This window comes from Neisseria subflava, assembly GCF_003044935.1.
Lineage (GTDB): Bacteria > Pseudomonadota > Gammaproteobacteria > Burkholderiales > Neisseriaceae > Neisseria > Neisseria subflava_E.
This window is the reverse complement of record NZ_POXP01000001.1, coordinates 1,081,206-1,095,499: the sequence shown is the minus strand read 5'-3', so window position 1 is coordinate 1,095,499 and position 14,294 is coordinate 1,081,206. Positions and strand designations below refer to the sequence as shown.

Annotated in this window: 13 protein-coding genes; 7 read left to right on the top strand and 6 right to left on the bottom strand. The window is 50.3% G+C overall.

Features of this window, described 5'->3' with window-relative positions:
- The first annotated feature begins 21 nt into the window (after positions 1–21).
- Positions 22–909, top strand: a complete 888-nt coding sequence (locus DBY95_RS05250; protein ID WP_234394587.1) for a YicC/YloC family endoribonuclease — start codon at positions 22–24, stop codon at positions 907–909.
- A 204-nt stretch (positions 910–1,113) separates the two neighbouring features.
- Positions 1,114–2,064, top strand: coding sequence for a bile acid:sodium symporter family protein (locus DBY95_RS05245; RefSeq protein WP_004519302.1), 951 nt, complete (start codon positions 1,114–1,116; stop codon positions 2,062–2,064).
- A gap of 68 nt (positions 2,065–2,132) precedes the next feature.
- Here the strand turns inward: DBY95_RS05245 and DBY95_RS05240 are convergent, their stop codons facing one another.
- Positions 2,133–2,678: a TIGR00645 family protein gene (locus tag DBY95_RS05240; RefSeq protein WP_004519303.1), complete on the bottom strand. Its 546-nt coding sequence runs from the start codon at positions 2,676–2,678 to the stop codon at positions 2,133–2,135.
- Between the two features lie 195 nt (positions 2,679–2,873).
- Here DBY95_RS05240 and DBY95_RS05235 point away from each other — a divergent pair, with 195 nt between their 5' ends.
- On the top strand, positions 2,874–3,644 hold the full coding sequence (locus tag DBY95_RS05235; protein WP_107723677.1) for a sulfite exporter TauE/SafE family protein: 771 nt from the start codon (positions 2,874–2,876) through the stop codon (positions 3,642–3,644).
- A gap of 49 nt (positions 3,645–3,693) precedes the next feature.
- Here the strand turns inward: DBY95_RS05235 and DBY95_RS05230 are convergent, their stop codons facing one another.
- The 4 genes from DBY95_RS05230 to DBY95_RS05215 form a co-directional block, all read right to left on the bottom strand.
- Positions 3,694–5,289, bottom strand: a complete 1,596-nt coding sequence (locus DBY95_RS05230) for a peptide chain release factor 3 (protein WP_107723613.1) — start codon at positions 5,287–5,289, stop codon at positions 3,694–3,696.
- 213 nt (positions 5,290–5,502) lie between these two features.
- The gene (locus DBY95_RS05225; protein ID WP_107723612.1) at positions 5,503–6,645 is read right to left on the bottom strand and encodes an NADH-dependent flavin oxidoreductase; all 1,143 of its coding nucleotides are present in this window, start codon (positions 6,643–6,645) and stop codon (positions 5,503–5,505) included.
- A gap of 118 nt (positions 6,646–6,763) precedes the next feature.
- Positions 6,764–7,828: a 2,3-butanediol dehydrogenase gene (locus DBY95_RS05220; protein WP_003745670.1), complete on the bottom strand. Its 1,065-nt coding sequence runs from the start codon at positions 7,826–7,828 to the stop codon at positions 6,764–6,766.
- A 232-nt stretch (positions 7,829–8,060) separates the two neighbouring features.
- A complete protein-coding gene (locus DBY95_RS05215) occupies positions 8,061–9,119 on the bottom strand; it encodes a histone deacetylase family protein (protein WP_107723611.1) in 1,059 nt (352 codons plus the stop codon).
- Positions 9,120–9,296: 177 nt separating this feature from the next.
- Here DBY95_RS05215 and yajC point away from each other — a divergent pair, with 177 nt between their 5' ends.
- From yajC to DBY95_RS05195, 4 genes are all read left to right on the top strand, one after another.
- A complete protein-coding gene (yajC, locus tag DBY95_RS05210) occupies positions 9,297–9,563 on the top strand; it encodes a preprotein translocase subunit YajC (protein WP_003675720.1) in 267 nt (88 codons plus the stop codon).
- Positions 9,564–9,638: 75 nt separating this feature from the next.
- Positions 9,639–11,492, top strand: a complete 1,854-nt coding sequence (gene secD, locus DBY95_RS05205) for a protein translocase subunit SecD (RefSeq protein WP_107723610.1) — start codon at positions 9,639–9,641, stop codon at positions 11,490–11,492.
- Between the two features lie 3 nt (positions 11,493–11,495).
- Positions 11,496–12,431, top strand: coding sequence for a protein translocase subunit SecF (secF, locus tag DBY95_RS05200; RefSeq protein WP_003686183.1), 936 nt, complete (start codon positions 11,496–11,498; stop codon positions 12,429–12,431).
- Between the two features lie 324 nt (positions 12,432–12,755).
- Complete coding sequence (locus tag DBY95_RS05195) at positions 12,756–13,637, top strand: carbohydrate kinase family protein (protein WP_107723609.1); 882 nt, start codon at positions 12,756–12,758, stop codon at positions 13,635–13,637.
- A 78-nt stretch (positions 13,638–13,715) separates the two neighbouring features.
- Here the strand turns inward: DBY95_RS05195 and DBY95_RS05190 are convergent, their stop codons facing one another.
- The gene (locus DBY95_RS05190) at positions 13,716–14,273 is read right to left on the bottom strand and encodes a nitroreductase family protein (protein ID WP_107723608.1); all 558 of its coding nucleotides are present in this window, start codon (positions 14,271–14,273) and stop codon (positions 13,716–13,718) included.
- Between the last annotated feature and the right edge of the window lie 21 nt (positions 14,274–14,294).

Here is a 14,294-nt window from a genome sequence, read left to right as displayed (position 1 = left end):
ATTTGAAAACGGAGTAAAACCATGGCTACAAGACGAAATATTCAAATCCACAGCATGACCGGCTTTGCCAATGCCACAGGCGAATGCGGCGGCAAGCGGATTAATTTGGAAATCCGCGCGGTCAACCATCGTTATTTGGATGTCCAATTCCGTATGCCGGAAGAGTTGCGCTATTTGGAAGGCGCGTTGCGCGAGCAGATTGCCGCAGCCGTGGCGCGCGGTAAATTGGAATGCCGCATCCAGCTGCAGGACGCATCCTCGGGCGGACAGACTTTGGAGGTCAATCAGGATTTGGTTGCCCAACTGGCGCATTTGAACAAAACTTGGCGCAAGGAGCATGATTTTGCCAAATTGAGCGTGGCCGATGTTTTGCGTTTTCCCGGCGTTTTGGCGGGTCAGGGCGAAGATGCCGAAGCTTTGGCCAAAGGTGTTAAAGATTTATTGACCAGCGCGTTGAAAGAGTTTGCAGCAGCTCGCAAACGTGAAGGCAAAAAACTGGGCGAGCACCTGTTGCAACGCCTGGACGGCATGGAAGAGATTGTGGACGCTTTGAACGAATTGTTCCCCAGCCTGCTTCAGGCGCATATGGACAAAGTCAAAGCCCGTTTGGCAGAAGCCGTCGGCAATATCGACAACGACCGTTTGCAACAGGAATTTGCTTTATTCATCCAAAAATCCGATGTGGATGAGGAATTCAGCCGTTTGCGCACCCATATCGCCGAAGTGCGCCGCATCGTTACCGAAGGCAAGGGCAGCGCAGGCAAACGTTTGGATTTCCTAATGCAGGAACTCAACCGCGAGGCCAATACATTGGGCAGCAAGGCCATCGCCGCCGAATGCACGCAAGCGTCGGTTGAACTGAAAGTCTTAATCGAACAAATGCGCGAACAGGTTCAAAATATCGAATAAATCGATAACGAACAGATAAAACAAGGCCGTCTGAAAAGTTTCAGACGGCCTTTGTGTCGATATGGGACGGAACCGGTTGAGTTTATTTTTAAACATTATTGGAGGCGGGCTTCTTGTTTCGTGACTGTTATTGCGCTAAAGAGTTAACATGTGTTAAATTATGGCAATTATTGTCATGATAAGAACATACAAAGGAGTAAAAACATGAACTTTCTAACCGCAATCAGTCGGCAAATGACCCGCTTCACCGCCCTGATTATCGTCCTTGCCTCCATCATCGCCTTTATTGAGCCTGCCACTTTTTCATGGGTAAAAGGCGATACGCAAGTTGTCGTACTCGGCATCATCATGCTCGGTATGGGCATGACTTTGGGCAAAGAAGATTATCAAATTCTGGCGCAACGTCCGCTCGATATTTTTATCGGTGCCATCGCCCAATACACGATTATGCCCTTGCTCGCCATCGGCATTGCCAGAGCCTTTGACCTCTCGCCCGGATTGACGCTGGGTTTGGTTTTGGTCGGTACCTGCCCGGGCGGTGTTTCGTCCAATATCATGAGTTTTTTGGCTAAAGGCGATGTTGCCTTTTCGGTTGGCATGACCACTGTTTCTACCGTCCTCGCGCCTGTGATGACGCCGCTGTGGATGACTTATTTGGTCGGACAAACTGTCGAAATGGACGGCTGGGGTATGTTCAAATTTATGCTGCTCGTTACCCTGTTGCCCGTCGTTATCGGTTCTGCCGCCAATATATTGCTGCATAAAAAACATTGGTTTGAAGACGTGCGCGCGATTATGCCAGCCGTTGCCGTTGTCGCGTTTGCCTGCATCGTTGGTGGCGTTGCTGCCGTTCATGGCCACCGCTTTGCTGAATCCGCCTTCGTGATGGTACTCGCCATCGCTGCCCACAACATTGGCGGCTACATCCTTGGCTATTACAGCGGCGCACTGACCGGCATGAACACCGCCAAAAAACGCACCCTTGCCATCGAAGTCGGCGTACAAAATGCCGGACTTGCCACCGGTTTGAGCGCTAAATTCTTCCCCGGTAATGCCGAGTCTGCTGTTGCCGCCGCCGTTGCCTGCGTTTGGCACTCTGTATCGGGAACGGTTTTGGGCAATTTGTTTGCCTGGTGGGACAAGCGTAAGCAATAAGCTGTAAACATTGCCAGATAACAAAAGGCCGTCTGAAATATTTCAGACGGCCTTTTGATTGCTTTTTATCAATGCGCTTTATGCGTCGTGCTGTACACGATTTTGTCTGTTAAAGCCATGGCGAGGGCGGAAATCAGGAAACAGATGTGGGTAATACATTGCCACATGATTTGTTTTTCCGACAGATTGGCGGCGTTGAGGAAGGTTTGCAGCAGATGGATGGAGGAAATGCTGATGATGGACATCGACAGCTTAACCTTCAAAACCGAAGCATTGACATGGCTGAGCCATTCGGGTTGGTCGGGATGTTCGTCAACGTGTAGGCGGGAAACGAAGGTTTCGTAGCCTCCGACAATGACCATGGTCAGCAGGTTGGCAATCATCACGACATCAATCAGGTTCAATACGGCGATCATGATGGTGTTTTCATCCATGATGCTGAAATTGGATACCAAGTGCCACAAGGATTTGAGGAACTTACAGGCATAAATGACTTGGGCGATAATCAGGCCTATATAAATCGGCAGTTGCAGCCAGCGGCTGGCGAAAATGAAATGCGCGAAGATGCCCATTCGGTCGTGGGCTGTGCGTTTGGTCGGGGTGGAATGTTCCATATAATGTGTTGTGTGTAGGAAAGATAAGGGGCGGCATTTTAATGGAAAAATTTTTAAGCTGCAATTTGAGCGGCTGAATTGAAAAAGAAAGGCCGTCTGAAAACAGGATATGGTTTCTTATTTTCAGACGGCCTTGTAGGTTGTCGGAATAGGCAAATACGCGCAAAATCGCTTTGCTTTTTAGAGATGGACATTATGCTTGCAGATTCGTTTTTTTATTATCTGGTATTGGTTGGCTTTGCCGCCGGGCTGATGGATGCGGCGGTTGGCGGAGGCGGACTGTTGCAGATTCCCGGATTGTTCAACCTATTGCCAAATGCTACGCCTGTGGCCTCGGTGATGGGTGTCAATAAATTTGCTTCCTGCTGCGGCACGTTGACCGCGACGGGGCAATATCTGCGCCGAATCCCCGTACCGTGGAAAATGCTGCTGCCTGCCGCGGCGTTGGCATTTGCCGCTTCATATTTGGGCGCGAAAACGGTGGTGTATTTCCCTGTGCAATACATGAAACCGGCAATGTTGGTCATCATGATTGCCATGTGTCTGTACACTTTTTTGAAAAAAGACTTGGGGCAGACGGTGCGCACTGAAAAGCTGACACGCCGCGAAACTTTATGGGGCTTATTTTTCGGCGCGTTAATCGGGTTTTACGACGGCGTGTTCGGGCCGGGAACGGGCAGCCTGCTGGCTTTTGTGTTCGTCCGCTTTTACGGCTACGATTTTCTGGCGGCGAACGCCTCGGCAAAGGTCATCAATTCGACCACCAATCTTGCCGCGTTGAAGTTTTTTATTCCGCAAGGCCATGTTGTGTGGGCATGGGCGATACCGTTGGCAGCGGCGAACTTGTGCGGCGGCGTGGTCGGCGCGCGCTTGGCAATGCGCGGCGGAACCAAACTGCTGCGTTACGGATTTATGTTGCTGCTGTGTCTAACCATTGGAAAGTTTGCTTGGGATTTATTGGGTTGATATCGAATGAAAAAAAGGCCGTCTGGAAGTTTCAGACGGCCTTTTTGTTTTACAGTTTAACCGAATGCTCGCGCGTTTCGTGGAACATGATGTCCGGCCAGCGTTCTTGCGTCAGATTCAGGTTGACGCGGTTAGGCGCGAGGTAGGCGAGGTTGCCGCCAGCGTCTATCGACAGATTGCCTGCATTGGCTTTTTCAAATTCTGCCAGCTTTTTCTTGTCTTCGCACGATACCCAGCGCGCCGACCAGATGGATGCGCTGTCGAACACGGCTTCCACGCCGTATTCGTTAGCGAGCCGCGAGGTAACGACTTCAAACTGCAACACGCCGACCGCGCCCAAAATCAAATCTGCGCCGCTCATCGGTTTGAACACCTGTACCGCGCCTTCTTCGCCAAGCTGTTGCAAACCTTTTTGCAGTTGCTTGATTTTCAGAGGGTTTTTGATGCGGACGCTGCGGAACAGTTCGGGCGCGAAGAATGGGATGCCGGTAAACGCCAGTTGTTCGCCTTCGGAGAAGCTGTCGCCGATTTGGATGTTGCCGTGGTTCGGGATACCGATGATGTCTCCGGCGTAGGCTTCTTCCACCAGCTCACGGTCGTGGGACATGAAGGTTACCACGCTGGAGGCGGCGATTTCGCGGTTGATGCGCAGGTGTTTCATCTTCATGCCGCGCTCGAATTTGCCGGAGCAGACGCGCAAGAAGGCAATACGGTCGCGGTGTTTCGGGTCCATATTGGCTTGGATTTTAAAGATAAATCCGGAAAATTTCGGCTCGTCCGGCTCGACCATGCGCACGGTCGCGTCGCGCGGTTTCGGCGCGGGCGCCCAGTCGATCAACGAATTGAGGATTTCCTGAATACCGAAGTTGTTAATCGCCGATCCGAAGAACACGGGCGTGAGTTCACCGGCGAGAAATTCATCGAGATTAAATTCGTTCGATGCCGCCTGAACCAATTCGATTTCGTCGCGTAGCTGCTGGATTTCCAATGGAAAGCGTTGTTCCAATTCAGGATTGTCGATGCCTTTGATGATGTCGAACTCGTGCGGCAGACGCTCGCCGCCCGCGTCGAAGAGATAGATTTCGTCGTTCAGGATGTGGTACACGCCTTTGAAGTTTTTACCCATGCCGATCGGCCAGGTGACGGGCGCGCAGCGGATTTGCAGGATGTTTTCCACTTCGTCCAGCAATTCCAGAGAATCGCGCACTTCGCGGTCGTATTTGTTCATGAACGTTACAATCGGCGTGTTGCGCAGGCGGCAGACGTTCAAGAGTTTGATGGTTTGCGCTTCCACACCTTTTGCCGCATCGATGACCATCAATGCGCTGTCGACGGCGGTCAAAACGCGGTAGGTGTCTTCGGAGAAGTCTTGGTGTCCCGGCGTGTCCAAGAGGTTGACGGTATGGTCTTTGTAGTCGAACTGCATTACGGACGAAGCGACGGAAATGCCGCGCTGTTTCTCGATGTCCATCCAGTCGGAGGTGGCGAATTTGCCGGTTTTCTTACCTTTCACCGTACCCGCGCTTTGAATCGCACCTGAAAACAGCAGCAGTTTTTCGGTCAGCGTGGTTTTACCCGCGTCGGGGTGGGAGATGATGGCAAACGTGCGGCGGCGGCGCACTTGGTCGAGGATTTCTTGGGACATGGTTTTCTTTGCAAAAAGGTTCAGGCCGCTTTTTCAGACGGCCTGAAGGATATGGGTATTGGAAAACAGGCTAAAATAAGGGCGTGTGCAACACGCCCTGCAATAGATTGAAAGATGCGGAATTGTACAAAAAAATGCTTGATAATTCAATACTTGCACCAAAACAAAGGCCGTCTGAAAAGTTTCAGACGGCCTTTGTTTATGAATCGATGATTAAATATCCATCGGTTTCCATTCTGCGCCTTTTACCGGCGGCAGCCATGATTGCGTACCGCTGGAGGCAAATCCCCACAAGGTGTCGGGGAGGCCGTAATGGTCGGCACGCGTCGGGTCGAGTTGGGTTTCGATTTCATCTTCGCGGCCTTCACGGATTTGCGTGGCGATGTGCGGATTAATCATCACGGTTTTGCCCAACGCGATAAATTCCGCCCAGCCGGTTTCATAGGCGGCCAAAATTTGGTCGGCAGTAAACAGGTTGCCCACGCCGATAAGCGGCAGTTTGCCGTTGATGCGTTCGTGGATAAACTGCATACGGGTTTGGGCGGTATCGCCGCCGCGACGGATTTTTTTATCAAATTCCCACAGGGAAACGTGCAGATATTGCAGCGGTTTTTGTACCAATGCGTCAATCAGTGCGCCGGTTTCAGTCATGGTTAAGCCGTCATCGCCCGGCTCTTCGGGGGAGAAGCGGTAGCCGATAATGAAGTCGTCGCGCTGGTGTTTTTCACGGACGGCAACCACGGCATCGATAACGGCCAGAGGGAAGCGCATTCTGTTTTCCAAGCTGCCGCCCCATTGGTCGTTGCGGCGGTTGCTTTGGGCGGAGTAAAACTGTTGGATTAAATAGCCGTTCGCGCCGTGGATTTCCACGCCGTCAAAACCTGCACGAAGCGCCAAATCGGCGGCTTGCGCATAAGAGGCGATGAGTGCTTCGACTTCTTCTGCGGTCGCTTCACGTGCGTGTTCGGCTTCGCTGGCGGAAGCACTGATTTTGTCGAGACCGTCCAAAAGGTCATCAATGGCTTTGGAGCCGCCATGATGGATTTGCAAAATCGCTTTTGCGCCTTGTTGTTGCAGGATTTGTGCGGTTTCTTTCAGGCTGTCGAGGCAGTGTTCGCCTGTGGCTTCAGGTTGGCCGTGAAAGGCTTTGCCGTCTTTTTGAACCAAAGTGGCGGCAGTGATAAACATGCCCATATCGCCTGCGCGGTTGCTGAGGAAGGTACGCTCTTGGTCGCTGATCAAACCGTCGGCTTGTGAGCCGAAATGGGTCATGGGTGCGACGACAAGGCGGTTTTTGATGGTTACGCCGTTATTGAGGGTGTATGTTTGAAAGAGTGGGGCGTATTTTGGATTCATGAGATTTTGCTCTTGATAAGTGAATGGTTGGCAGAGGATTGGGCCATTCGGGAATTTATCAAGTACACAGGCCGTCTGAAAAGTTTCAGACGGCCTGTTTATTCTTTAAACCTTAGGATTAAAGATTAGGATTGACAATGATTTTTACTGCGGATTCGTTGTTGTGGATCAAGCGCTCGAAGCCTTCGGAAATCAATTCGTCCAGTTTGATGCGTTGGGTAATGAAAGGCTCAAGGTTGATTTTGCCTTCTTCAACCAATTTGATGGTTTCGGCGTGGTCGTTGCAGTAGGCGATGGTGCCGCGCACGTCCAGCTCTTTCATCACAACGCTGTGGACGTTGATGGTAGCGGGGTGGCTCCAAATGGATACGATGACGACTTTCGCAGTCGGACGGCATGCTTCGACCATGGTGTCCAGCACTTTGTTGACGCTGGTGCATTCGAATGCAACGTCTACGCCTTCGCCGTTGGTCAGTTTTTTCACTTCTTCAACGACATCGACTTCGGATGGGTCGAGGATGTAGTCAGCCACGCCGGCTTCGCGTGCTTTGTCTTTACGTGCTTTGCTCAATTCGGTGATGATGACTTTGATACCTTTGGCTTTTAATACGGCAGCCAACAGCAAACCGATTGGGCCTGCGCCGCCAACCAATGCCACATCGCCTTCTTTCGCGCCACTGCGTACATAAGCATGGTGGCCGACAGACAGAGGCTCAATCAAAGCAGCTTGGTCCAATGGGATTTTGTCGGAAATAGGGTGTACCCAACGGCGTTTGACGGCAATTTTTTCAGACAAGCCGCCACCGCAGCCGCCCAAACCGATGAAGTTCATGTCTTTGGAGAGATGGTAGTTGCTGCCTTCGCCGGTCGGTACGTCGTCGCGGATGATGTAGGGTTCGACAACAACGTGTTGGCCGACTTTGATATCGTCCACGCCTTCGCCTACGGCATAAACCACGCCGGAGAACTCGTGCCCCATAGTTACTGGCGCTGACTCGCCGGAGATTGGGTGCGGATGGCCGCAAGGCGGAATGAAAATCGGACCTTCCATGAATTCGTGCAGGTCGGTACCGCAGATACCGCACCACGCAACATTAATGCCGACAGTACCCGGAGCTACGGTTGGCTCGGGAATGTCTTCGATGCGGATGTCGCCTTTGTTGTAAAAACGTGCTGCTTTCATTGTAACGCTCCTTTTTTAAAGTGGAGGCCGTCTGAAAAAGACGGTCAATTGGGGAAAGGGAAGCAGTGTGGCGTGTGAAATGTTTTTATTGATATGTTTTATGTTTGTTATTTTACTACTGATAATATGGAAATGGTTTGTCTTTGCTCAAATTAAAGTTTGTAAATGAAAAAAAAGGCCGTCTGAAATGGATAATCTGTTTTCAGACGGCCTGGGCAATAGTTTGAATGCATTATGGTGTAGGATTATTACTTTTGCCGCGCTTCAGATGCTTTTGGTAGGCGATGACGTAGTCGGCCTTGCTTAAGCCCGCCAATACGCGGATGTGGGCGGCGGCGGATTTTGACATGGATTCCAAGGTATAGCCGCCTTCCAGTACGGAAACGACACGTCCCTGACAGCTTGCCGTTGCTTGGACGATTTTGTGTGTCAGCCAGGCAAAATCGGCTTCATGCAGGTTCAGACGGCCTGTTTCGTCTTGTTTATGCCCGTCAAAACCTGCCGAAAGCAATACCAACTCGGGGTGGAAAGCCGTGAGCTTGGGCAGCCATTGTTCGCGGATGGTCGTGCGGAAGATACGGCTGCCTGTGCCCGGTTTGAGGGGCGTATGCAGCATATTCTTATTGCCGGCGTATTGTTCCGCCTGAGGGAAGGGAAAGATGTCGGTTTCAAACAGGTTGAAAAACATCACGCGCGGATCGTCTTGGAGAATCTCCGCCGTACCATCGCCGAAGTGGACGTCGAAATCGATGATGGCGATGCGTTGCAAGCGGTATTGGGCAATGGCGTGCATCACGCCGGCGGCAACGTTGTTGATCAGGCAAAATCCGCCGGCGCTGTTGCTGTGGGCATGGTGGCCTGGCGGGCGGATGGCGCAAAAAGCATGCCAGGCCTTTTTGTTCATCACCATATCGACTGCCTTGACGACGGCGCCGGCCGCAAAACGGGCGGCTTGGAGGGAGTCGTGGCAGATGACGGTATCGTCGTCGATACGGTGGATTTTACCGGGGAGCGGCTGGGCGGCTTCCAACTCGTGCAGATAGTTGCGCGAGTGGACCAATGCCAGCTGCGCATCTTTGATTTCCGGTGCTTCGGTGGTTTGCAGGCGACGCCAAATGCCTTCTTGTTTTAAGGCGGTTTGAATGGCGCTGATGCGTTCGGGCCTGTCGGGATGGTTGGGCCCCGGCTGGTGCTGTAGGAATATCGGATGCGAAATCCATACGGTGCGGGCGTTTTTGCCAAACAAACGGCGTAGGCGGGTGCTGATGCGCCAAAGGATTTTTTTGAACATGGAACAGTATGTGTCGGACAAGTCGTAAAGACTGCTAAATATGGTTAATAAATACGGAAATGCTTGGAAATTTTTCAGACGGCCTTTAGAATAGCTCAATTTTGCAGTCCAACCAATGTGTTTGATTGCAGTGTGCAGTTTTTTACTTAATCTAAAACTCAAAAGAACGGATATATTATGAATCAAGCAGTGGCTCAATTTGCCCCTTTAGTGCTGATCATGGTGGTGTTCTACTTCCTGATTATGCGTCCTCAACAAAAGAAATTCAAAGCGCACCAAGCGATGTTGGCCGCTTTGAAAGTCGGCGATAAAGTCGTTTTGGCGGCAGGTTTCAAAGGCCGCGTGACCAAAGTCGGCGAGCAATTCTACACTGTCGACATCGGTCAAGGTGCGAAAATCGAAGTGGAAGTTGAGCGCAACGCGATTGCCGCGAAAGCCGAATAATCCGTTTTTTTGCGAAAAGCCGCCTCATTTTCCGAGTGCGGCTGTTTGCCTTTATAAATAAAGCAAAGGTTTACCATGAACCGTTATCCTTTATGGAAATACCTGCTGATTGCGTTCACGATTGTGGTTGCGGCTGTTTACTCGCTGCCCAACATTTTCGGTGAAACGCCTGCCGTACAGGTATCGACCAACCGACAAGCTATTGTGATCAACGATCAAACCCAGTCTAAAGTGGATGCCGCGCTGAAACAGGCAGGTATTCAGACTGATGGTATGTTCATCGTCGACAACTCGCTGAAAGTGCGTTTCAAAGATACCGAAACGCAATTGAAAGCGCGCGACGTCATCGAAAATACTTTGGGCGAGGGCTATATCACCGCGCTCAACCTGTTGGCAGACAGCCCTGAGTGGATGGCGAAAATCAAAGCCAATCCGATGTTCCTGGGTCTGGACTTGCGCGGCGGCGTGCATTTCACCATGCAGGTGGATATGAAAGCCGCGATGCAGAAAACGTTTGAACGTTATTCCGGCGATATCCGCCGAGAATTGCGCCGCGAAAAAATCCGTACCGGCACGGTGCATCAGACTGAAAACGGTCTGACCGTGCCTTTGCAAGATGCTGCCGATGTACAAAAAGCCTTACCTCAGTTGCAAAAATTGTTCCCTGAAGCCACGCTGCTGCCGGACGGCAACAATATCGTGCTGACTTTGTCTGAAGAGGCAATCAATAAAGTACGTTCTGATGCAGTTAAACAAAACATCAATACGTTGCACAACCGTGTGAACGAATTGGGCGTAGCCGAACCGGTTATCCAACAATCCGGCCTTGACCGTATTGTCGTACAGCTGCCGGGCGTGCAAGATACTGCCAAAGCCAAAGACATTATCGGCCGTACCGCGACTTTGGAAGTGCGTATGGTGGAAGACGATCCGATCAAATTGCAAGAAGCTTTGAACGGCAATGTGCCGACCGGTTACGAATTGCTGTCAAGCGGTGGCGATCATCCGGAAACTATCTTGGTCAACAAACAAGTTGAACTGACCGGTGACAACATCAACGATGCGCAACCTAGCTTTGACCAAATGGGCGCGCCTGCCGTGAGCCTGAGCCTGGATAGTGCGGGCGGCAGCATTTTTGGCGAATTGACTTCGGCCAATGTGGGTAAACGTATGGCTATGGTGTTGATCGACCAAGGTAAATCCGAAGTCGTTACCGCACCTGTCATCCGTGCCGCCATTACCGGCGGCCGCGTGGAGATTTCCGGCAGCATGACGACAGCCGAAGCCAACGATACTTCATTGTTGCTGCGTGCCGGTTCGCTGGCCGCACCGATGCAGATTGTCGAAGAACGTACCATCGGCCCGTCTTTGGGTAAAGAAAACATTGAAAAAGGTTTCCACTCTACCTTGTGGGGCTTTGCCGCTGTTGCTGCATTCATGGTGATTTACTATCGCTTGATGGGTTTCTTCTCTACCATTGCCTTGAGTACCAATATCTTGTTTTTGGTGGGTATTTTGTCTGCCATGCAGGCAACGCTGACCTTGCCGGGTATTGCCGCCTTGGCTTTGACCTTGGGTATGGCGATTGACTCCAACGTGTTGATTAATGAACGTATCCGTGAGGAACTGCGTGCCGGTGTCGTACCGCAGCAGGCCATCAACCTCGGTTTCCAACATGCTTGGGCAACTATTGTCGACTCCAACTTGACCTCCCTGATTGCCGGTATCGCTTTGTTGGTATTCGGTTCCGGTCCTGTACGCGGTTTTGCGGTCGTACACTGTATCGGTATTCTGACTTCGATGTATTCATCCGTGGTCGTGTTCCGTGCTTTGGTCAACTTGTGGTACGGCCGTCGCCGCAAATTGCAAAATATTTCCATTGGTGCGGTGTGGAAGCCGAAAGCTAAAATGGCAGAAGGCAAGGAGTAAAACATGGAATTATTTAAAATCAAACGCGATATTCCGTTTATGAGCTACGGCAAACTGACGACCTTTATTTCGTTGGTTACGTTTATCGCCGCCGTGTTCTTTTTGGTAACCAAGGGCTTGAATTTCTCTGTCGAATTTACCGGAGGTACAGTGATGGAAGTCCAATATCAGCAGGGCGTGGATGTGAATAAAACGCGCGAACGCCTCGATACGCTGAAAATGGGTGATGTACAGGTTCAGGCATTGGGTACGAACAAACACATCATGATTCGCCTGCCGAACAAAGAAGGCGTAACCTCCGCCCAATTGTCCAACCAAGTGATGGATTTGCTGAAAAAAGACAATCCTGACGTTACCTTGCGCCAAGTCGAATTCATCGGCCCTCAAGTCGGCGAAGAATTGGTCACCAATGGTTTGATGGCATTGGGCTTCGTGGTGGCAGGTATTATTATTTACTTGTCCATGCGTTTTGAGTGGCGTTTTGCAGTATCCGCGATTATTGCGAATATGCACGATATCGTGATTATTCTCGGCTGTTTCGCCTTCTTCCAATGGGAATTCTCATTGACTGTCTTGGCAGGTATCTTGGCTGTTTTGGGTTATTCCGTAAACGAATCTGTGGTGGTATTTGACCGTATTCGCGAAAACTTCCGCAAGCCGCATATGCGCGGCCACACTGTGCCGGAAGTCATCGACAACGCGATTACTGCAACCATGAGCCGTACCATCATTACCCACGGTTCGACCGAGGCAATGGTTGTTTCTATGCTGGTGTTTGGCGGTGCAGCCTTGCACGGTTTCTCTATGGCGCTGACTATCGGTATCGTGTTCGGTATTTACTCTTCCGTATTGGTTGCCAGCCCGCTCTTGCTGATGTTTGGCTTGAGTCGTGAGAACATTGCCAAAGAAGTGAAGAAAAAAGAAGAAGTTGTAGTTTAATCGCTGCAATGCTGCGATAAAGGCCGTCTGAAAATTGATTGAATCAGTTTTCAGACGGCCTTTTGTATTTAAATTTCAGAATATTTTGTTTTAATGAAACAGGAGGGGATAAATGTGAAAGAAAAAGAAAAAAATAGGAACAATATAATTTTGTGATGAATCAAGTTTATTGTCTGATATTCCCTTAATTGCTTGTCAGTCCCAATATTTTAAAACATAATACTTTTGCCCCCGATGCTGGAGTTTTACTACAAGTACATGATTTGCAAAAATCTGTCGGGTGTGCAGACCCTGCCAATCAACCTCAAAAAAGGAAGGCCAAGAATGAAAGTAACCAGTTTCGGCGAAGTGCTGTGGGACGATTTTCCAAACGGAAAGGTATTGGGTGGTGCACCCCTAAATGTTGCTGTCCGTTTGCAGTCTTTGGGTATCGATGCTGTCATCATCAGTCGTCGCGGCGATGATGCCGATGGCGAGGAATTGCTACGTCAAATTCAAAGTAAAAACGTCAATACTGATTATTTGCAGGTTTGTCACGAATGTGCGACCAGCTTGGTGAAAGTACACTTGGACAAGTATGGCAGTGCGTCTTATGAGATTGTTTACCCTTGCGCGTGGGACAGGATTGCGGTTGATGATGCGGCAATCAAACGTGTGGCAGAATCCGATGCTTTCATTTTTGGCAGCTTGGCAACCCGTGATGAAGTTTCGCGTAAAAGCTTGGCAGTTTTGCTGAAAGAAGCCAAATTCAAAATTTTTGACGTTAATCTGCGCAAGCCCCATTACGATATTGACCGCTTGTTGGAGACCATGAAACAGTCCGATATGGTCAAACTCAACGATGATGAGTTGTATGAATTGGCTGCAGCTTACGGTTCTCCTTATCACAGTATCGAGCAAAATATCAGCTACTTCGTTGAGCTGACCGGCGTCAAAATTCTTTGCGTGACTTTGGGCAGCCATGGCGCGGTTTTGTATAAGGACGGCGAGTTATACCGTCATTGCGGTTTCCGCGTCAAAGTGGTGGATACTGTCGGCTCCGGCGACAGCTTTCTTGGTGGTTTGACTTACAAGCTGCTCAATAATGCGCCTCCTCAAGAAGCCATTGCTTTTGCTTGTGCGTTAGGTGCATTGGTGGCTTCACGCCATGGTGCAACGGCAGATATTTCTTTGGAAGAAATTGAAGCGTTTATGAATCCGGCTTGATGCTTTGATAATAGATATAGAAAGGCCGTCTGAAAACCTTCAGATTAGGTTTTCAGACGGCCTGAGTGTTTTCAAGCGTTACCAATAAGTTGTAAAACATTCCAAGTTAGTATTTTTTGGGCCACCACCTTCTTCGGTTGGCGAACCAATCATCATCAGGCCGATGATTTTGTCTTTGTCGGCACACTCAAATGCTTCGCGCAATAATGGGCTGTTGACCCACATGCCCGTAATCCAAACATTGTCGAAGCCTTGAGCAGAAGCAGCCAGTTGTAAAGCATAGGCGGCGCAGCCGGCAGTCAGCATTTGTTCCCATTCAGGTTTGGGTTTTGCCACTTCACGGTTCGGCGCGAATGTAACGCCGATAATCATAGGCGCCATGTTACCGACACGTTCGGCCTTTTTCATGGCATCATCGCCGAAGTTGAGTTCGGTAACGGTCTTGCTCAAAAGCTCGCGGAAACGTTGCAAGCCGGCTTCGCTTTGAATAACGGTAAAGCGGAAAGGGCGCATATTGCCGTGATCAGGAACTTGCGTTGCCGCTTGCAGCATTTGTTCCAGTTGCTCGGCATTGGGTGCCGGAGCAGTCAGTTTTTTGGAAGAGCGACGCGTGGTGAGGAGATTTAAGGCATCCATTTTTAGTCTTTCTTGTGAACT